Source organism: Haloferax litoreum, from assembly GCF_009674605.1.
In the GTDB taxonomy this organism is placed as follows: Archaea; Halobacteriota; Halobacteria; order Halobacteriales; family Haloferacaceae; genus Haloferax; species Haloferax litoreum.
In genome coordinates this window covers 60,250-80,927 of record NZ_WKJO01000003.1, presented here as the reverse complement: position 1 = coordinate 80,927, position 20,678 = coordinate 60,250, and the positions used below count along the sequence as shown (strand labels likewise).

At 62.0% G+C, this 20,678-nt stretch carries 15 protein-coding genes; 8 read left to right on the top strand and 7 right to left on the bottom strand.

Annotated elements, in window-relative coordinates; translation table 11 throughout:
- The first annotated feature begins 40 nt into the window (after positions 1–40).
- Positions 41–1,960, top strand: a complete 1,920-nt coding sequence (locus tag GJR96_RS17200) for an archaea-specific SMC-related protein (RefSeq protein WP_151164752.1) — start codon at positions 41–43, stop codon at positions 1,958–1,960.
- A 373-nt stretch (positions 1,961–2,333) separates the two neighbouring features.
- Here the strand turns inward: GJR96_RS17200 and GJR96_RS17195 are convergent, their stop codons facing one another.
- The 3 genes from GJR96_RS17195 to GJR96_RS17185 all read right to left on the bottom strand — a co-directional run bounded on the left by GJR96_RS17195 (position 2,334) and on the right by GJR96_RS17185 (position 5,578).
- Positions 2,334–3,149, bottom strand: coding sequence for an IclR family transcriptional regulator (locus GJR96_RS17195; RefSeq protein WP_151164751.1), 816 nt, complete (start codon positions 3,147–3,149; stop codon positions 2,334–2,336).
- 400 nt (positions 3,150–3,549) lie between these two features.
- A complete protein-coding gene (locus tag GJR96_RS17190) occupies positions 3,550–4,797 on the bottom strand; it encodes a Zn-dependent hydrolase (RefSeq protein ID WP_151164750.1) in 1,248 nt (415 codons plus the stop codon).
- 22 nt (positions 4,798–4,819) lie between these two features.
- Entirely contained in the window at positions 4,820–5,578 is a 759-nt protein-coding gene (locus GJR96_RS17185) for a type 1 glutamine amidotransferase (RefSeq protein WP_151164749.1), read from the bottom strand.
- Positions 5,579–5,745: 167 nt separating this feature from the next.
- Between GJR96_RS17185 and GJR96_RS17180 the strand changes: the two genes are divergently transcribed.
- From GJR96_RS17180 to GJR96_RS17165, 4 genes are read left to right on the top strand one after another with little or no spacing between them, the layout of a single operon-like run.
- Positions 5,746–7,428 carry an ABC transporter substrate-binding protein gene (locus tag GJR96_RS17180; protein WP_151164748.1) on the top strand — a complete coding sequence of 561 codons (1,683 nt, stop codon included), beginning with the start codon at positions 5,746–5,748 and terminating at the stop codon, positions 7,426–7,428.
- A 27-nt stretch (positions 7,429–7,455) separates the two neighbouring features.
- Positions 7,456–8,415: an ABC transporter permease gene (locus GJR96_RS17175; protein WP_151164747.1), complete on the top strand. Its 960-nt coding sequence runs from the start codon at positions 7,456–7,458 to the stop codon at positions 8,413–8,415.
- Positions 8,415–9,314: an ABC transporter permease gene (locus GJR96_RS17170; RefSeq protein ID WP_151164746.1), complete on the top strand. Its 900-nt coding sequence runs from the start codon at positions 8,415–8,417 to the stop codon at positions 9,312–9,314. Before GJR96_RS17175 ends, GJR96_RS17170 begins: the two co-directional genes overlap by 1 nt.
- Positions 9,311–11,464, top strand: a complete 2,154-nt coding sequence (locus GJR96_RS17165) for a dipeptide ABC transporter ATP-binding protein (protein ID WP_151164745.1) — start codon at positions 9,311–9,313, stop codon at positions 11,462–11,464. The genes GJR96_RS17170 and GJR96_RS17165 overlap by 4 nt, the downstream gene beginning before the upstream one ends.
- 60 nt (positions 11,465–11,524) lie before the next feature.
- Here the strand turns inward: GJR96_RS17165 and GJR96_RS17160 are convergent, their stop codons facing one another.
- The 4 genes from GJR96_RS17160 to GJR96_RS17145 all read right to left on the bottom strand — a co-directional run bounded on the left by GJR96_RS17160 (position 11,525) and on the right by GJR96_RS17145 (position 16,331).
- The gene (locus GJR96_RS17160; protein ID WP_151164744.1) at positions 11,525–12,214 is read right to left on the bottom strand and encodes a DUF1028 domain-containing protein; all 690 of its coding nucleotides are present in this window, start codon (positions 12,212–12,214) and stop codon (positions 11,525–11,527) included.
- A gap of 381 nt (positions 12,215–12,595) precedes the next feature.
- Positions 12,596–13,189, bottom strand: coding sequence for a SprT-like domain-containing protein (locus tag GJR96_RS17155; RefSeq protein WP_151164743.1), 594 nt, complete (start codon positions 13,187–13,189; stop codon positions 12,596–12,598).
- Positions 13,190–13,272: 83 nt separating this feature from the next.
- Positions 13,273–14,982, bottom strand: a complete 1,710-nt coding sequence (locus GJR96_RS17150; protein ID WP_151164742.1) for an ArnT family glycosyltransferase — start codon at positions 14,980–14,982, stop codon at positions 13,273–13,275.
- Complete coding sequence (locus tag GJR96_RS17145) at positions 14,979–16,331, bottom strand: aryl-sulfate sulfotransferase (protein WP_151164741.1); 1,353 nt, start codon at positions 16,329–16,331, stop codon at positions 14,979–14,981. Before GJR96_RS17145 ends, GJR96_RS17150 begins: the two co-directional genes overlap by 4 nt.
- 138 nt (positions 16,332–16,469) lie before the next feature.
- Here GJR96_RS17145 and GJR96_RS17140 point away from each other — a divergent pair, with 138 nt between their 5' ends.
- The 3 genes from GJR96_RS17140 (at position 16,470) to GJR96_RS17130 (ending at position 20,672) form a co-directional block, all read left to right on the top strand.
- A complete protein-coding gene (locus tag GJR96_RS17140) occupies positions 16,470–17,903 on the top strand; it encodes a hypothetical protein (protein WP_151164740.1) in 1,434 nt (477 codons plus the stop codon).
- 76 nt (positions 17,904–17,979) lie between these two features.
- The gene (locus GJR96_RS17135; RefSeq protein WP_225317786.1) at positions 17,980–19,854 is read left to right on the top strand and encodes an ABC transporter substrate-binding protein; all 1,875 of its coding nucleotides are present in this window, start codon (positions 17,980–17,982) and stop codon (positions 19,852–19,854) included.
- On the top strand, positions 19,851–20,672 hold the full coding sequence (locus GJR96_RS17130; protein ID WP_151164739.1) for a phosphatase PAP2 family protein: 822 nt from the start codon (positions 19,851–19,853) through the stop codon (positions 20,670–20,672). Before GJR96_RS17135 ends, GJR96_RS17130 begins: the two co-directional genes overlap by 4 nt.
- The last annotated feature ends 6 nt before the right edge of the window (positions 20,673–20,678 follow it).

The following is a 20,678-nucleotide window of genomic DNA, read 5'->3' as shown; positions in this document are numbered from 1 at the left end:
AATACGAACTATTATCTATGGATACTCACTGGTAACATGCATGACTGTCACGAGTCGCGCTGCCGGCGTCACCGTCGAGGCGCGGAATATCGGAGGAATCGAACGAACTCACGTCGAATTCGAGCCCGGGATTACGATTCTCGTCGGGCGTAACGCTACCAACCGAACCTCGTTCCTGCAGGCGTTGATGGCTGCCCTCGGAAGCAATCGGGCGTCGCTGAAGGCCGACGCGGACGAAGGTGAGGTGAGCCTCACAGTCGGCGACGAGACGTTTACGCGTGTCCTCCGTCGAAAGGGGTCGAACACGGTCACGAAGGGCGACCCGTATCTGTCTGACCCCGAACTCGCTGACCTCTTCGCGTTCTTGTTGGAGTCGAACGAGGCCCGTCGGGCCGTCGAACGTGGCGACGACTTGCGCGAACTCATCATGCGTCCGGTCGACACCACGGCCATCGAAGCCCAGATTACGCAGTTGGAAGCAGAGCGTCGAAACCTCGACGAGCGACTGAACGAAGCAGACTCGCTGGAACGGTCGATTGGGAACCTGGAGCAACGCGAGGCAGAACTCGACGCCAAAATCGAAGACGCTCGCGAGCGACTCGAAGCACTGGAAGGCGAAATCGAGGCGGCCGAGCGTTCGGACACTGGCGACAACGAACTGCTCGACCGACTCAACGACTTGCGTTCGACGCTCGAAAACGTCCGATTCCGCCTCGAAACCGAGCGCCAGAGTCTCGAAGCCCTCCGAGACGACGAGGAAGACATCCGCGAGGCACTGGACGAACTTCCCGACGAGTCGTCCGATTCGCCCTCTGAACTCGAATCGAAACTGTCGAATCGACGTGAACGTGTCCGCGAACTCGAATCGCAGATGAACGAGATTCAGAACATCGTTCGCGTGAACGAGTCGATGCTCTCGGGCGGGAGCAGTGACGTTGCGGACGCGCTTCGTGGTGAGGACGACGGCGGCAGTGTCACCGACCAACTCCTCGGTGGCGACCAGGTCGTCTGTTGGACCTGTGGGTCCGAAGTCTCCTCGGAGACCATCGAAGCGACCGTCGAACACCTCGAAAAGTACCGTGCGTCACTGGCCGCGGACCGACGGACGGCCCGCGAAGAAATCGACGACCTCTCCGCTCGACTGGACACCATCGAAGAACGCCGAAATCGTCGCCGAGAACTCTCGTCTCGGTTAGAACAGACCGTCGCCGAACGCGAAGAGACACTCGACCGAATCGAGAACCTCGAAGCACGGCAAGACGAACTCCGCGAGGAGATTACGACCGTCGAAGCGAAAGCCGAGGACGTAGACGACGAGACGGACGAGTTGGTCGAACTCCACTCCAAAGCGAACCGCGCCGAACTCGAACGTGAGCGACTCGAAACCGAACGAGAACGCGTCCGTGAGAAACTCGACGAAGCGCGAATGAAACGAGACGAACTCGCCGAACACGAAGCGCGGCGAGCAGAAATCGACGACGAGATTCAGGAACTCCGCGGCCGAATCGACCGTATCGAGGCCGACGCAGTCGAATCGTTCAACGACCACATGGAACGCGTACTGGACATTCTCCAGTACGAAAACATCGAACGCGTCTGGATCGAGCGAGTCCGTCGGGAACGCTCTGGGCGTGGACGCACACAGGAACAAAGCCAGTTCAACCTCCACATCGTCCGGCAGACCGAGTCTGGGTCCGTCTACGAGGACACGGTCGACCACCTGAGTGAAAGCGAGCGTGAAGTCATCGGTCTCGTCTTCGGCCTCGCCGGATACCTCGTCCACGACGTCGCTGAACGACTTCCGTTCATGCTTCTCGACTCACTCGAAGCTATCGACTCCGAGCGAATCGCTGCACTGGTCGAATACGTGCACGAACACGCCGAGTACGTCGTCGTCGCCCTCCTCCCCGAAGACGCAGCAGCACTCGACGAGAGTCATACGAGAGTCACTGAAATATAACTCTTCGAGACTGTGCCTCTTGTTTGTCTATATTCTGTTCTGATATCGAAAATATCTTGCCGAAAAAGCGCGAAACACAGTTCGATTGGTGACTTTTGGTCGAACGACTCAGTCTCGTTGTCGCCGACCCGAGAGAATCGTTCAGTCGTGTAGATTTGTCCTCTCGGAGTCGTTGTCGGCAGTACCAGACCGAAACTCTCCTTTCTGGGCAGAGAAACGCGAGAAGAGTCGGCGTGGCCGTGAAGCGGCGCTGAGTGGTCGTGTCGCCATCGACCAAACTCCCACTGCGTGGTTCGCAGTTTGTGAACTCCGACGGACTGTCGGTGACCCGCTCGAGGCTTTACAAGAATACTCGTGTAACGGGGTTGCGTCGTTAGCTGAACGTCGGAAACTCGTCGTCCGACTCTTCCATGTTGACGTTCACTTCGATGACGTTCGCGGTGTTGACGACGCTCTCGATGAGGTTCTGGTGGTACTCGGGTTGCTTCATCCGCCGAACGGGCCCAGAGACGCTGATGGAACCGAGGACGCGGCCGTGTCGATTCGTCACGGGGGCGCCGATTGCTTGGAGACCCTTTATCTCCTCTTCGTCGTTGAGCGAGTACCCGCGTTCGCGGACCGTCTCTAACTCGTCGAAGAGTTCCTCGCGGTCGGTAATCGTCTGTGCTGTCTTCGCCGGGAGTCCGTACTGGTCGATAATCCAGTCGACACGCTCACGTGGGAGGTGCGCCAGAATGGCTTTGCCAGTCGCAGAGAAGTGCAGGTAGTCTGCTCGCTGGAGTTTGTTCACCTGATAGTCGCTCCCGACGGCAGTCTCTCCACTCACCTTGTACAGGTTGACGCCGAGTCCGTGTTGCTCTGTGGCCAAGTGGGCGTACTCGCCCGTCTTCTCGGCGAGTTCTTCTATCTCTGGCTTTCCGATTCGGTAGAGGATGTTCTGGTAGCGCACGTACTCGCCCACGAGGAGGAACTGCAGGGAAAGTTGGTAGGTGTCACCCTCCTTCACCACGAACTTCTCCTCGCGGAGTGTGCTCAGGTAGTTGTAGACGACGCTCTTCGAGAGGTCGAGGTGGTCTGCCAACTCCGTCACTCCCGCCCCGTCTAACTCCTCTAACGCCCGAACCACGTCGAACGCACGAGACACCGTCTTGAGGGTCCGCGGCGAACCGTTCGTGTGTTCGTCTGCCATAGTCCACGTCTTCGCCCCGGAACCATAGCTGTTTGTATTTCGAGAACTTCCAACTGTACTGATACTGGCTGTATCCTGTCGAATCGCAGTCTCCCAGAGCGGTGTTCAATCGTGTTGAATCGTGAACTGTCGATTGGGGCCTTATCGGGGCCGATATTGCCAAATAAGACTGTGTGTTTCCATAGTGTAAACCCAGTTCGCTTACGAGACGACCCTGTCTGGTGGTGCGGTGACTGTGCGGCACGCTCTGGCCGGTTCCCGGCCGTACTCGATGTAGATAGTCGAATCGATGGTGTCTGACGGGGCGAAAAATAGCGGCGCGTGTCAGAAGATGGTGGGAGGGTCCAGAGATATCGACAGCAGCGAGTGGTTCGAGGGTGTGTTCTGGTACCGTGGCGGTCTACTCAGTCGCGAGTTTGGTGAGTGCACCGGCGAGGACTCGCGTCGCGTCGGCACAGTCCTCCCAGTCGGTCCACTCTCGGGGGTTGTGCGAGATTCCGTCGCGTGACGGGGCGAAGAGGAGTGCGGCGTCCGTGACTTCTGCCACGTGCATCGTATCGTGACCAGCACCCGAGTGGAGGTCGAGCGTCTCGAGGTCTGCGTCGGACCCGGCCTCGTGAAGCGCGTCGCAACAGCGGTCACTCATCTCGACTGGGTGTCGGTCCCACGGGTGGGTAAGCGTCGTCTCGACTGGGCGTTCGTCTTCGATGCGGTCGAGACTCGCCTGTGCCTCGTCGATGATGTACTCGATGGAGTCGTACTCCACGTCCCGAACGTCGACGGTCAGCGACACCTTCCCCGAGATGACGTTCGGGGCGTTTGGGGACACGTCCAGTTTCCCGACGGTCCCGACTGCCGTCTCCGAAACCTCGGTTCGCTCGTTCGTCGCCTCTTCGATATCGAGGACGAATTCGCTAGCGGCAGCGAGTGCGTCGGACCGGTCGTCCATGAGTGTCGACCCGGCGTGGTCTGCCTCACCGGTAATCTCGACAGAACAGCGAGAGAGACCGACGATACTCGTCACGACACCGGCGGGAACGTCGGCGTCTTCGAGTCGTTCCGACTGCTCGATGTGGAGTTCTATCCACGAGTCCCACTCGGAGGCGTCGATTCGGTCTTCGCCCCGATAGCCGATGTCGGCGAGGGCGTCTCCGAGAGGAATGCCGTCTTCGTCTTCTATCTCCAGTGCTTCGTCGCTCGTCATCTCGCCGACTGCCACGGCGGACCCGATGAGTCCACCGTCGAATCGCTGGCCCTCTTCTTCGGTGAAGTTGACGACTTCCACGGGGCGAACGGGTTCGACGCCGGCGTCCTGCATCGCCCGAATACTCTCCAGACCCGCGTAGACACCGAGTGGACCGTCGAAGATACCGCCTTCGGGGACGGAATCGAGGTGACTCCCCGTCGCAACCGGTGCGGCGTCGGGGTCTGCACTCTCGGGGACCCAGCGGCCGACGATGTTTCCGACCTCATCGATAGAGATAGAGAGACCGGCGTCTCGAAGTCGTTCGCAGAAGAACTCTCTCGCCCGACGGTCCGCTTCGCTCCCGGTGAGTACCGTCCGCCCTCGACCCTCGTCCGTGGGGACGGCACCGAACTCCGCGTTCGACTCGATGTCACTGCGGAGTCGCTGCTGGTTGACTCGCATACTGGCCGAGTCGTAACTAACTCTATTTACGTGTTTGGGAATGGGTGATATCTGCACTCGCGTCGAGTGCGTCGCGGAGGAAGTCACGGTAGACTCGTCGGGATGTACGAACAGACGTAGCACGTTCGTCTGTCAGCGTCTCGCACACATCGTCGGACGGCGGGGACGCCTCGTCGGCACCCTCGACGAGTTTTCGGGCTATCACTGGTGTCACTTCGGGGTGGAATTGGATTCCCATCACTGGGTGGTCCGCCAGTGCGAACGCTTGGATAGTGTCGTCGGCGCGGGCCAACACAATCGCCTCGTCTGGGAGGCGAGTGACGTGGTCCACGTGCCACAGGAACGTGTCGAAGGTGTCGGGAACGTCGACGAAGGCTGGGTGCGCACGTCCACCGTCGGTGAGCGAGACTGTCCGGTATCCTGCCGCACCGGTCGGGAGTCGTTCGACTTCTCCACCGAGTGAGTCGGCGAGGAATTGGTGCCCGAAACAGACGCCGAGAAGTGGACGGTCGGAATCGACACGCTTCCGGACGTACTGCTGGAGGTGCACCGCCCACGGGTCTCTGTCTGCGACTCGTACGTACGACCCCGTGACGACGACGACGTCGAACTGGTTTGGGTCGGGGAGGGTTCCTCGTGCGTCGAAGTGGTGGGTGCGAAGTCGCGTATTTGGCAGGACTGCCGACAACACGGCGTCGATTCCGGCGGCGTAGTCGACACGACTCGGCGGGGAGACGAACGCGACACTGGCCTCTCGGGGACGCTGAGTTGTTGTGGACATATGTCTAAAACTGGTGCTCTATACGATATAGAACTTTGTATTGTCAATTTCTCTGCCGACCTCTGGTCGGCATAATGTTACTTAACTGTTATTTATGGTCGACAGTAGCACATTTAATCCCGTACAACCACAATTTTTATCACACATTAGCGGATTTGAGGCTCTATATGCAAGAGAATGACAAGGGGACCGAATCTCCCGATAGCAGCGGCGATGGTTCGCTCCGTGGACGGTTCGACCGCCGTACCTTCCTCGGTGCAGCAGCGACGACGGGTGCTGCCGCACTCGCAGGCTGTACGGGTGGCGGCGATGGCGGAGAGTCCGGCGGCAGCGGTGGCGACGAAGGTGGCGACACCGACAGTGAGTCCGGCGACGACACCGACACGACCGAAGCGAGCGGCGGTAAGCAGGGTGGCACGCTCCAGTGGGGCGGCGCAGTCCCGGTGCAGGGCCTCGACCCACACATCGACACCTCGGCGGCGTCGAAGCGCGTCTTAGAGAACGTGTACGAGGAAGTCGTCGCACTGCAGGACGACTACTCCATCGAGCCGCACCTCGCGAAGTCGTTCGACCAGTCCGACGACAACACGCTCCTGACGTTCGAACTCCGCGAGGGCGTCATGTTCCACAACGGCAAGGAGATGACCTCCGAAGACGTGCTCGCGAGTTACGAGCGCGTCCAGAACGGAGACTACCTCGCGACTGGCTTCTTCGAGTTCGTCGACGAACTCCGTGCCCCCGACGACTACACCTTCGAGATTAAACTCAACCAGCCGTTCGCGCCCTTCCTCGCGAAGATGGCGACGGCGGAACTCTCGGTCATGCCAGCGGAGAACGCCGCGAAGGACATGGTCGAAGAACCCATCGGGACTGGCCCGTACAAGTTCGAGAGCCGTGAAATCGAGACGTCGTTCACGATGGTCCGCAACGAGGACTACTGGGGCGCGTCCGACGAAGACGGTCCGTTCATCGACAAAATCGTCAAGAGCGAGATTCCCGACCCGAGCGTCCGTCTCCAGTCGTTCCTCGCCGGCGAGTACGACTTCATCAACGGCATCGCGCCGAAGGACGTCTCTCGCGTCGAACAGGCTCCCGACGTGCGCTTCGAGAAGCAGTTCCCCAAGTCGCTCGTCTACCTCGGCATGAACTGCGACGTGGCACCGTTCGACAACAAGGACGCCCGCCTCGCACTCGACTACGCCATCGACAAGGAGAAGGTCGCAGAAGCGGCCCTCTACGGCACCGGCCAGACGACGGCGTCCCCGGCAGCACCCGGCAGTCCGTGGGTCAACCCAGACGTCGAACCGCGTCCGCGTGACCTCGAAAAGGCGCAGGAACACCTCGACGCCGCCGGCATGTCCGACGGCTACACGGCGACGTTCAAGATTCCGCAGTCCTACCCGACGCAGGTGCAGGCCGCAGAGGTCATCGCCGCAGACGCCGCCGAAGTGGGCATCAACCTCGAAATCCAGCAGATTACGTGGAGTACGTGGCTCTCGGACGTCTACTCGAAGCGCGACTTCCAGGCGACGACGAGTTCCTACCTCGCACTGTGGTACCCCGACGTGTCGTTCTACAAGTTCCTGCACCCCGACGGGGCGTTCTTCTTCACGAACTGGACGAACGACGAGTACAACTCCCTCGTCGAGGAAGCGCGCACCATCTACGACGAAGACGAGCGTGCAGAACTCTACCACGAAGCGACGCAGATTCTCCACGACGAACGCGCCGGCCACATGTTCCTGTGGTGGCAACCGAGCCTGTACGGTGCTGCCTCGCAGTACAAGGGTGACATCGGTGCGCCCGACGGGTCGACGTTGCAGTTCTCCGACAACTGGCTCGACCGCTAACACCGACTTCACTCACACTTTCACACAATGTCGATGTACAACTACGTCTTTCGGCGCGTTGGCTTCATGGCGGTGACGCTGTTCTTCGTCACGCTCATCGCCTTCGCCGTCACCAACATCCTCCCCGGTGACGTGGCCCTCCTCATCTTGGGCCCCAACGCGACCGAACAGTCGCTCGAAGCGCTCCAAACCCAACTGGGACTCAACCGACCGCTGTACGTGCAGTACATCGACTGGGTCATCGGACTTCTCCAGGGGAACATGGGCGAATCACTGCGATTCGGTGAGCCGGTTTCGGCGCTCATCGCCGAGCGTCTGCCTCGTTCGCTGATGCTCGCGTTCGCCGCGACGTTCGTGGCCGTCGTGCTGTCGATTCCGCTCGGCGTCTACGCCGCAATCAACCAGAACGAAGCACCCGACGTCACCGCGTCGATGTTCGCGTTCGTCGGTATCTCGATGCCAATCTTCCTCTGGGGGTTGGTGTTCATCTTGGTGTTCGCCGTCTGGCTGAACCTCTTTCCGACCGGCGGGTACGTCTCGCCGAGTGAGGACCTCGTCGGGTCGCTCACGCGACTCGTCTTGCCCGCGGGGGCGATGGGATTCGCACTCACCGCCTACATCATGCGGATGACCCGGTCGTCGATGCTCGAAGTCCTGAGCGAGGAGTACATCAACCTCGCGCGTGCGAAGGGGATGAGCCAACGCGTCATCGTCCTTCGGCACGCACTCAAGAACGCCGTCATCCCCGTCATCACGGTCATCGCGTTCCAGTTCAGTTACGCGTTCGGCGGGGTTGTCGTCCTCGAAGAGGTGTTCTTCTGGCCCGGTATCGGCCGGTTGACCCTGACCGCGATTCAGAGCCGCGACATCCCCCTCATTCAGGGGTGCATCGTCGTGGTCGCACTCATCTACATGTTCTCGAACTTCGCCGCAGACCTGCTGTACGCGTACTTCGACCCCCGTATCCGCTACGGAGGTGACGACTGATGGCGACCGAGCAAGGGTCCGACGAGAGTCGCCCCCTCATCTCGCAGTCGCAACGCGAGCGTATCGCCCGGTTCGTCCGGAAGTTCCGGAGCAACACCAAGGCGATGCTCGGGTTCACCATCGTGGTGCTACTCGTGCTCACCGCTATCTTCGCACCCATCATCGCACCGTACCCCATCGACCAGACGAACATCGAAGACCGCTCGCAGGCCCCGTCGGTCGAACACCCGTTCGGCACCGACGACCTGGGTCGTGACATCTTCAGTCGCGTCGTCATGGGCAGTCGAATCTCGCTGTACGTCGGGTTCGGTGCTATCTCCGGCGCACTCGTCGTCGGAGCCGTCATCGGCGTCGTCGCCGGATACGCTGGCGGGTTGACGGACGAGATACTGATGCGTATCATGGACGCCGCGATGGCGTTCCCGCCGGTCCTGCTCGCACTGACGCTCCTCGTCGTGCTCGGTCCGGAGTTGAGTAACGTCATCATCGCCTTGGCGTTCGTCTATACGCCCTACATCGCCCGCGTGTCGCGGAGTGCGGCGTTAGCCGAGCGTAACGAGGCGTACGTCGAGGCCGCAGTCGCCCGCGGCGAGAGCGACTCGCGTATCATCTTCAGCGAGGTATTCCCGAACTGTACGGCACCCATGCTTGTGCAGGGGTCGCTGAACATCTCCTTCGCCATCCTCGCGGAGGCGAGTCTCTCGTTCCTCGGCCTCGGTGCCCAACCGCCGAAGCCATCGTGGGGGCTGATGATAAACACCGGTCGCGGGTTCATGGAGACTGCGCCGTGGATGCTCCTGTTCCCCGCGCTGGCTATCGGTATCGCCGTCGTCGGGTTCAACATGCTCGGTGACGGTCTGCGCGACGTCCTCGACCCGAAGGTGGAGGCGATAGAATGAGCACGCACGCAACGACGACAGACCGCGAGGCCGACGACGGCCCACTCCTCGACGTGCGCGGACTCAGAACCGAGTTCCGCACCGACGAGGGGCCAATCGTCGCCTCCAACGAGGTATCGTTCTCGCTCGACCGCGGTGAGACCATGGGTCTCGTCGGTGAGTCTGGCGCAGGGAAGTCCGTCACGGCGCGTTCCGTCATGCGTCTCATCGACTCGCCGGGCGAAATCACCGGTGGACAGGTCGTCTTCGACGGCGAAGACCTGCTTCAGAAGACGGACGCCGAGATGCGCGACATCCGCGGCAACCGCATCGCGATGATTCCGCAGGACCCGATGTCGTCGCTCAACCCGGTGATGACCGTCGGCCAGCAAATCACCGAGACGATTCGTCGCCACCAGGATGTCTCGAAAGACCGGGCGCGCGAACTCGCCATCGAGTCGATGGACGAAGTCGGCATCCCGGACGCCGCCGAACGCATCGACGACTACCCGCACGAGTTCTCCGGTGGCATGCGCCAACGCGTGCTCGTCGCCATCGGGTTCTCGTGCGAACCGGACCTCATCATCGCGGACGAACCGACCACCGCGCTCGACGTGACGACGCAGGCGAAAATTCTCGACCTGCTCAACGAGATGCAAGAGCGCGAAGGAACGGCAGTCCTGATGATTACGCACAACCTCGGCGTCGTCGCACAGACGTGTGACCACGTCGGCGTGATGTACGCCGGGAACCTCGTCGAGACGGCCGAACTCGATGACCTGTTCGAGCGTCCGCGACACCCCTACACGCGTGCGCTCATCGACTCCATCCCGGAGGTCGACACCGACTACGACGAACTGCCGACGCTCGACGGCGCGATGCCTGACCTCGGGAACCTCCCGAGTGGGTGTAACTTCGCACCCCGCTGTCCGAACGCCACCGAGGCGTGTCGGTCTGGCGGCGACCCAGCGCTCGAAAGCGTGGGCGATTCCTCGTCGCGCGCGGCGTGTATCCACGCCGACGACCTCGACCTCTCGGAGAGTACGGTCCCCGAAGCGGGGGCCGGACGGAGGGAGATAGACCGCAGCGGCGACCCACTGTTCGAGGTCCGCAACCTGAAGAAGTACTTCAGCGCGGGCGAGGGCATCTTCGGAAACGTCCACCTGTCGTTCGACGGTGGTGGCCTGCCGACGATAGAACGCCGGTACGTCAAGGCTGTCGACGACGTGAGTTTCGACGTGTACCCCGGAGAGACCGTCGGACTCGTCGGTGAGTCCGGGTGTGGAAAGTCCACCGTGGCCCGCACCGCACTTCGTCTCCTCGAACCCACCGAGGGTGAAGTCTACTTCGAGGGACAACCGCTGCACGAACTCGGTTCCTCGGAGGTTCGGAGTCTGCGCCGCGAGATGCAGATGATTTTCCAGGACCCGCAGAGTTCGCTCAATCCGCGGAAGACGGTCGGCCAAATCATCGGTCGCGCGATGGAGAAACACGGCATCGCGACGGGCGAAGAGAAGCGCGAACGGGTGGGCGACCTGCTGGTCCGCGTCGGTCTCTCGCGGGGGGCGGCGAGTAAGTACCCACACGAGTTCTCCGGCGGGCAGCAACAACGCGTCGCTATCGCGCACGCCCTCGCCGTCGAACCGAAACTCATCGTGTGTGACGAACCGGTCTCGGCACTCGACGTGAGTGTCCAAGCGCAGATTCTCAACCTGCTCAACGAGATTCAGGCCGAAGAGAACATCTCGTACCTGTTCATCTCGCACAACATCGGCGTTATCCGGCACATCTGTGACCGCGTGGCGGTGATGTACCTCGGGAAGATTGCGGAGTTCGGAGGCATCGACGAGGTGTTCTCACCGCCGTTCCACCCCTACACCGAGAGTCTGCTGTCGGCGGTTCCACACGCGAACCCGAACCGCCAGACCGATCGCATCCTCCTCGAAGGGAGTGTTCCGAGTCCCATCAACCCGCCGTCGGGATGTCCGTTCCAGACACGCTGTCCGAAGAAGATTGGCGACGTCTGCGAGCAGGAACGACCCGAACTGGAAGCGATGGAAGACACGGACCACTACATCTCGTGTCACCTCTCGGAAGCGGAGATGAGCGAACGCGACTCGTTCATCACCCCGTTGAAACGGGCCGAGACTAACACGGCAGACTCGGACTGAGGCACTCACGCCTTCAGGGGCACCCCACGAACGCCCTTTTTGGAGACGGCGACGCCCGTTTCAGTACTTCACACCGAAGTCCAGTATCTCGTCGGGATAGTCACCGAAGAGGTGGTCCGTCTCCGACCGTATCTGTTCTTTTGCCCGTCGTGCTTCGGCGAGTAACTCTCGAAGGTCGCCGACCGGGTCGGCCGAGAGGTCGACGCGAAGGTTGTGGTAGAATTCGGGTTCGGGCGCGTGGACGAGAATCGCGGCGCTCATCTCGCCTCGGTCGTCACCGCCCGCGGCCTCGCCCGCTTCGAGCGCCGAGACGAGGCGTCCGGCCATGTCGCCGTCGGTGGACTCGTACGCCTCGGCGGTTGCGTCGACCACGTCGCTCCCGGCGAGCATGTTGCCCGCGACGGTGTAGTCGTCGCCGACGCGGTGGCCCGCCCAGTCGACACACTCCTCACCCGTGAAGGTGTACTCGTTCTCCGTTCCGACGCCGTGGACCTGCCGATAAGCGGCGTAGTCGTCGCCGGCGAGCAAGTCGGCGAAGGCATCGTCGATGTGCTCACCGTCGTCTGCGCGCGCGACGGCGTCGCGTCCGTGCTCCGTCTTGGTGTACGATTGTGTCACTGCTGCGCCGTTGGCGCTCACGTACGGGCAGGTTGCGCCCACGGAGACGGTTCCGGTGGTTACTGCCGCGCCGAAGGTGCTCGTCGCCGGGTCACGTGCCGCTATCGAGAAGGTTCCTGGAACGTGTCGCATGCTGCTCTACTCACCTCCTCGGTCATCTGGGGAGGATAAAATAGGCTCGCTCACCGTCGTCGGCGACAGAGTCGTTCGTCGTGAACTGACGCTTCGAAAAAATTGTCTCTTATCTGTTGTAGTCAGTGGATTTATAGGTAATTTCGAATCCACCACATTTCGTGTATTTTGAAATTGTACAAACACTGAGGGCCATCGAATCACAGAGTACAGGAAATCTATACTATCATCGTGTCTGTTCATCCTTCGTAACTGTTCTACAAACGGTACCTTACGAGATAGTTATCGACTCGACACTGTCACTCGTTTCGAACGTTCAATGCTGCGTGAGATTTTCGAACAGAAAACTGCGTGTCAGAACCGTCGATACCCACCCGCGAGTCACGTCTCGTCGGCGGGTTGGATACACGAGAGCGTCGCCTCACAGCAAGACGAGCGATAGGCCGACGGGTGTCGAACGAGTTTACACTCGCGATATCTGTAGGCGACGTCGTCGCCACAGTCGGTGCAGGTGAGCACGTACTTCGGGTCGGTGAATCGACGGACGCGGAAGGGTGCGTCGACTGCGTCTGCTCGGCGCTTGAACGCTGGACCGTGGTCGGTCGCGCCGTACGCCTGAAACTGCTCGACGTGGACGAGTTCGTGTCTGAGCGTCGCGGCCCACTCGTCTCGCTCGAACGATTCGAAGGCCCGCCACGACAGCGACATCGTACAGGTCGGCACCTGTCCGGACGTCGAACGGGAGGCCCAGTCGACCGTCTCTCCAACTGTTGTCTCGTCGAACTGCGGCGTCTTAACCGCCGCAGCACGCCGCTTCGCTCGGGTGGAGACTTCCCACTCGACCGGTTCCAAGTCGACGGCGAAATCGTGCTGTTCGGCCGCCCGAGCGCAGTACGCCCGAGACCAGCGTATCAACTCGTCGTGTGTCTCGACGGTGTCGTAGGCGACAGGTACGTCGGTGTCGTCGAGTGCCACGGTTGGTCCTCGATTCGGCGGTGGGTGTGATGGGTGTTGTGTTCGCCGGAGTCGCTGTCCGGTACTCTCGAAAATCCGTCCGACTAGTCGGCGGTCGAATTCTCGGAGTGGACGATGCGGTAGATGACGACGCCACGGTTCCCGTAGACGCGTCGATATCGGTTACTCTCGGCCAGTGAGGCACGCAGTTCGCGGGTTCCGTCTGCTTCGAGGCCACGGACGGTGTACGTCCCCACTGGGACGTAGAGGTACTCGGGCGACGCGCCGACCGAGGCCATGGAGTCGGTGAGACAACTCTCGTTTTCGCACGTACTCCCGTCTTTGAAGGCCGCGAGTTGGTCGTAGTACCGTTCGGGACTTACCCACTCGACGCCCCACGGACCGACCAGTATCTGTCGCTTGGTGTAGTGTGGAAACCACTCTGCGGCGTCCGACAAGACGACGAACGTGGCGTTCCCGTCGGTGTGGTTTGCGGCCCACTCCATCGCTCGTCTGTCGTCGTCGTCGAAGAACGGTGGGAGACTCGGACTCCCGTGGTGTGCTGAGCCGAGTTCGCTCCCCGCGTAGAACCCTCCGAGGCTGAACGCACAGACGAGGACGAGGGCGAACGTGGCGGCCATCGTCTGCCGTGTATCGAACGTCCCTCGTAGCGTCTCGGCCAGTCGGGGGACTGCGATGGCGAAGAACACCGTCGATATCATCATCGCGCCCGCGACGAACTGGAATCGCTCTTTTCCGAGGACGTACGCCGAGAGGAAGAGCCACGTTGGAAGGACGTACTTCTCGCGGTGGACGAGGACGAGTGCGGAGACGAAACTCGCGACGAAGAACACTGTGACGACAGTCGGGTCGAACGGGTAGACGAACTGGTCGAGGAGTCGCCCGAGGCCGCCCGCGATGCCGCTGTGACTCCCCGCGGCACCTGTAAACACCTGGACGCCGTGGTGTGAGACGACCTGCATCCACCACGGTGAGGCGACGACGAGACCACCGACGGCGACTACCGCCCCGCCCACGAGTCCACGAACCGAGCGGTCGAACGCCGCGTACAGAATCAGCCAACTGAGGCCGAAGAAGACGGTGTAGACCGGATGCGAGAGGATGGTGAGTGCGAAACAGATGGTTCCGAACCCGACCCACCGCCACTCGCTATCGATGAAGACTCTCGTCCCGGCGTAGATGCCGCAGAGGGCCAAGAAGAACGCCGACGCGCGGACGATACCGCCTGCCGAGAGGTGCCACTGGAGGACCGGCGGGGTGACCGCGAGGACGAGCGTCGCGAACCCTGCCTGCCGTCTCGTCGGGAGGAGTCGAGTGGCGATTCCGTAGTAGGGGACGAGGTAGAGAATCGTCACGACGGCGGGGAGCATCCGACTGACGGTCAGTCCCGACACGCCAAGGTCGGTGAGCAGTGCGACGACGTAGAACTGAAGCGGCGGGTACGCGAACGGGATTCCCCCGGCGTAGTACGGAATCGTCGTCGGGAGCGCGTATCCATCGGTACGAATCTGTTCCGCGATTTCGAGGTACAAGCCCGCGCCGTACGCCGGGTACGGGTGGGTCGACACGTACGTCACGGAGACGACGAGGCCGGCGAGGAGGGCGAGACCGAACCAGGCGTGGCTATCTCGGCCGAGTCCGCGGACCTCGGCGGCGACGCTCCTGTTGTGGTCGGTCGGCGCGGGGCCGAGCCCTGCTGATACTTGTCTGTCTGTCCCCGCCGACGCGGTGGGGACTGAACCCACGTGCTCCGTTCGCTCTGGTCGACTCGTGTTCGGCGAACCGTCTCTCATGGTCGTCTCCGAATCGAAAACGGGTTGTTCAGTTCGACGCGGTACGGGAACCATCGAAGTTCGAGGGCGGCCCACCCGAGTGCGACGACGCCCGCGAGACTGGACGCGATGAGTGCCGCGGGACCCATCCACTGTGGGAGGATGTAGTACAGTGCGTTGACGACTGGACCGGGAAGTATCGACACTTGCGCTCTGCCGTCGCCCCCGACGGTGAGGCCGCTTGCCGTCCGGTTTTCGAGGCCGAGTTCGTGGGCCGGTGGCCCGCCTTCGCTCTCGTCTCCGGTTCCCAGTCGCTCTGCTTCGTACGGGAACGCGACGGGGATGCTCCAGACGACTTCGCCCGTCTCGTCCAGTTCGAAGACCCGATTTCCGTTCGAGTCGGTCACGAGCGTGTGGCCGTTCGGGAGTCTGTCTGCGTCGCGGGGCCACTGGAGTCGGTCGTCTTGCCAGACCCACGAGCGAACCCACCGGCCGTCGGTCCAGCGATACTCGACGAGTCGGTTGTTCTCCGAGTCGGAGACGAGGACGGCGTCGTCCCCGTCGTCGTTGACGAGGTAGTCGGGATTGTGCTGCTCGTAGATGATATCGTGAGACCCGTCTCCGAGGGTTCGCTCTTCGACGAGACCGGTCTCACGGTCGAGATACACCACTCTGTCGTGGTTGCGAAGGCTGACCTGAATGTGGCCGTTCGGGAGGACTTCGACGTCGTTGAGGTGCGTCCAGTCTTCGGGGTACGGGCCTCCGGTCGTCGCCGTGTCGAAGTCCTCCTGTGCGTCCCACGCCCACTCGACGAGTCCAGAAGTCGTGTTCACCACGAAGACACGGTCCTGTGCGATGTCGGCGACGACGTACGAATCGTCGTCGATTCTGTCACCGTCGTGCCAGCGAGTGGAGTGCTTTCCGGGTGTCACTCGACTGTAGATAACCTCCACCTCGCCGGTGGTCAGGTTCACGCGTTCGATACCGTTCCGCGTACACACTTCGTCGCCACCGCAGGCCTCGGGGGTGAGGTGGTCGGAATAGAGGTATTCGACAGTCGCGGTGGTTCCTTCGACGGGGTCTACGTCCCAGTAGCGAGTGTGCGACCCGTTGTAGTAGGCAACGGTCCCGTCCGCGGCGAAGGCGACGAGTTCGGCGCTCGCTCGCGGTCCGTCGCGCTCGCGTCCGAGCCACGTGTTCGAGTCGGTAGCCACCACAGTCATCCCGTCGGCGGGCGCGACACGGATGTCGTCGGCCGTCGCGTCGGTCACCGTGGGTGCCGATTGTGTGGCGGCCGCGACGCTAACGACGCCGAGGCAGACGAGGAGGGCAACCGCCGCAGCGGCCCGTACGTGAGCGCGCTCGACCATCTGTCCTCATGGTAGACGGCGGCTGTTCTAACTATCTGGACGCTAACCTCCCGTGGGCGAGACGCGACATCGATGCCACTTCGTCGTCAACTTAACAACGGAATAATTAGGGTCTCTGACCGGCTGAAGGGTGTAAGGATGCGACCTCGCGCGCGGCGCTCCGGGGGCCTCGTCGTCCTCGTGGTCTTCGTCGTCCTGTCGACGTCTGCCGTTTCGTCGGTGAGCGTCGTCGACGTGACGCCGGGGAACCTCTTCGACAGCGGGCCGGCCGTACCGGACGGTGTCGAAGAAGCCCGAGACGTGAGCCTCGTGTCAGTCGGCATCGAAGAAGACCGCCTGTGGCCGTTCACCAGTCGAGCGAAGTCGTTCGACACGCTGACGTTGCCTATCAACCTCGTGGTCAAGGGCGACCCCGCGCGCGTTCGCTCGCTCCTCGTCTACTCGCAGGACGCGCGGTGGGACGAGACGACCGAGTCGTGGAAGGAGGCCGCTGGCGAGCAGGCCTCGCCGGAGACGGGTGAGTCTGTCTGGGGACCGGCGACGGGTGCAGACCGATACACGTACGTCGACACCGAAGGCCCCGGTGGACGGTGGGTCGACGAGTCCATGCAACTTCACGACGGGACGTACTTCGGCAGTCGCGTCCACCTCCGCCTCTACGGTGTCGGGAGTCGAAATACCTCGTGGACCGCGATTCAGGCCCATCGAGACTACTGGGATTGGTTCCGCCTCAGACACACGGTGACGAGTCTGGCCGGCCCGCAACACACCGTCGAGCGTGACCTGATGGACCAACCGGCCGTCGTCGACGTCCGACGAGAGCGGTACGGGAATGGCGGCGTCTTCGACGCCGATGGGTGGGTGACGGTCACCGAACTCGCACCACCACAACTTGCGTCCGATACGTCGGTCGAGGACACGGCGGTCGAGAGCGAAGTCGACGCCGACGCGGAACGTGACGAGGCTCTCGACGCAGGCGTCTTCTCACTGGGAACCGAGTCGACACACCGACTGACGAGCATCGCCCTGCTCGCCTTCGTGGTGGCAAGCGTTGGTGGCCTCCTCGCGACGACTATCGACGCCGACGATATCGACACTGCAACCGACCGTCTCGAACGCTCACCCATCGCAGATGACCGGTTCCAGCGGAGCGTCGCCCTCTTTTTGGCACTGATTGCTCTCCCGTTGGTCGTCAGAGCGGCAGCGCTCGCGCTCGAAGGCATCGCCCCGAATCAACCGAAGGTCATCGCAGGGCTTCTGTACCCTGTGTTCGTGTTTGCGCCGCCGTACCTCGCGCTTCGTATCCCGAAAGATGCCGCGACAGAACGCTGGTTCAGTCTCGCATTCCTCGGCTACGGCATCGGATTGGTTGCCGATTTCGCCCTCGTCGGCGTCAGTGTCGTCCCAATTGACCTCGTCTTGCACCGCTTCGTGCTCCTCGTCTCGCTCGGTCTGTTGGCGGTGGTCGGGGCACGCCGTGCTGCGACAGACGAGAGTACGCGAGTGGCACTTCCGGCGGCCGTCGGTCTCTGGGTGGCCCTCCTCCTGTGGCCGCTCCTTCTGGGCGTCTAATATAGTTAGGCACCGTGTAATAAGGTCTCCAACCCTCTTCAGAGGCACATAGAGACGAGCAGCCCTCCACGTGACGATGTCAACTTCACGACTCAGTAGACGGTCGCTTCTGGCCCTGACAGGCGTCGGTCTGACCAGCGGTTGCATCAGGCAACTCGAGTCGACGTTCTCCCGCGACCACCAGCAACAACTTTCGTTTTCGATAAAGACGGTCCCCGCCGACGCGGACGCTGTCGCGACCAAAGTCGCTCGATACCTCGCCACGCAACTCCAACGGGTCGGTATCTCGGCGTCGGTCGTTCCGGTGAGCCGTGAAGAACTGCTTCGGTCTGTGCTCTTGAACCACGACTTCGACGTGTACGTCTATCGATTCCCACTCCCGTGGGACCCAGACTTCCTCCGCCCGCTTCTCCACTCTCGGTACGCGCCCGACGTCGGGTGGCAAAACCCGTTCGGGTACGGCGACCTGTCGCTCGACTCGCTTCTCGAACGGCAGCAGACCGAACGCGGGGTCGTCCGAACCTCGACGCTCACTGACGCCCAACACCGAATCGCCGAGAACCAACCGTTCACTCCCGTCGCGATACCACACACGGCCCGCGCGACGAGACCGGACAGAGTCGACTGGCCGGTAGACGAACCAATCCACTCGGTCGCAGCGTACCTCGGTGCCCGTCCGGTCGAGACCAGACGATTCCCGTCGCGAGTCCCACCTACTGCGGCCGTGGGCAACGTGACGACGAACGAATCCACTCAGACGACACCGGCGACGACAGACACGGCGACTGACGCGCCGCAGGCAACGAACCGACTTCGAATGACGATGACCGACGCCCGTCCGACGGAGAACCTCAACCCGCTTTCGACGCCGTTCCGGTCCGATGGGACGTTCATTCGACTCGTCTACGACTCACTCGGGAGGGTGCTAGACGACGAGATGCACCCGTGGATGGCCGCGTCGTGGGACTGGCTCGACGACGACTCGTCGACGCTCTCGGTTCGACTCCGGGACGACCTCGAATGGCACGATGGCAACGCGATCACGGCAGCGGACGTCGCATTCACCTTCCGGTTCTTGGCAGACACGTCGCTCGGGTCGTTAGACCAACTCGTCCCGTCCCCAGAGTATCGTGGTCGGGCGTCACTCGTCGATTCGGTCTCCGCGGCGTCGTCTCGTGAGGTCCATCTCGGTTTCGGTGACGTAGACGAGGCTGTCGCGCTCCGGGCGTTGTCGGTGCCGATACTCCCAGAACACGTCTGGGAACCGTACGCTCGCCCGACGAGTGTCTCGTGGCTCGACGGTGGACGCGTCACCGAAGCGCTCGTTCGCAACAACCTCGAACCGGTCGGAAGCGGGCCATTTCGCGTGACTGGGACGTCGTTTCGTGAGTCGCTCTCGTTGGAACCGTTCGACGCGCACTTCTTGGCGACGCAGACACTCGACGAGTCGCTCGCCCGTTTCGAGGGGGGGTTCGCGTTCGATGGCTTGGAATTCATCGTCGCTCCGTCCGGCGGGTCTGCCATCAAACTCCTCTCTGACGGTGTCGTCGACGCGACGGCTGGGTTGTTGTCGTCGGACGCGGTGAAATCGGCCTTAGCGACACCGGATATCAGCGTCCGAACCGGCGTCTCTCAGTGGTGTTACCACGTCGGTTACAACCTCCGAAAACCACCGTTTACCAACCCTCGTTTCAGGCGGGCGGTTGCTCGACTCGTCGCCCGGCCGTATCTCACGGAATCGGTCTTCGACGGACGCGCCTACGGCGTCATGTCTCCGCTCGCGACGACAGAGTTCTCTCCGACCGGCGAGAGTTGGACCGCTGTCCTCGACGAACTGCGATTCGTCGGTAACCACCGAACGGGGTCGCTCGACACCTCCAGTGCACGCTCGTTGTTCGAGGACGCAGGCTACACCTACTCGAAGAGCGGCGAACTACTAGTCCAACGATGAACGCTCCACCACTCGTGTCGATGCTCGTGAGTGTCCTCGGCGGCGGTGCAGCAGCGCTGTTCGTCGCGACGCTCGGTATCGTCGGACCGACGCGGGTTCGAGACGCCTACGGGACGTTTCGTGAGCGCGCTCGTGACGCGTCGAAGTACCTCGGACTCCTCGTCGTCGTCCTGCTGGTGAACAAGTTAGCACGCGACGTCGGTCCCGAAGTCTCGTGGCTTCTCGGGTGGAACGTGACCGGTCTCATCTACGCCGTCGAGGGCAACTTCGTCATGCACGTCCAGTCACTCGCCACGCCGACACTCACAGCCGTCCTCTCGGCCATCTATCTCTCGGGGTACGTCTTCTTGCTCACCTTCCCGTTCGTGGCGTACTTCGTCGCCACCGACCGTCGGCCGTTGAAACTCACTGCAGTCGCGTACGCAGTCAACTACGGTATCGGGTTGTGTTGCTACATCCTGTTTATTTCGTACGGACCGCGGAACCTCCTCCCCGGTCAGGTCGAGTCGCTTCTCTACGTAACGTATCCGCAGACGCAGATTCTCACACGACAAGTGAACGTGAATACGAACGTCTTCCCGTCGCTTCACACGTCGTTGTCGGTGTCGGCGGCACTCGTCGCGGTTCGGACCTACGGGGAGTATCCTGTGTGGGCACTCGTCGCACCGATTCTCGCGAGCGCTGTCGCCTTCTCGACGATGTACCTCGGTATCCACTGGGCGCTCGACGTCGTCGCCGGTGCACTCCTCGGTGTGGCGAGTGTCGAAATCGCCGATAGCGTCGTCGACGCTCGGACTGACGAGACGTCGTCGACATAATGTGGT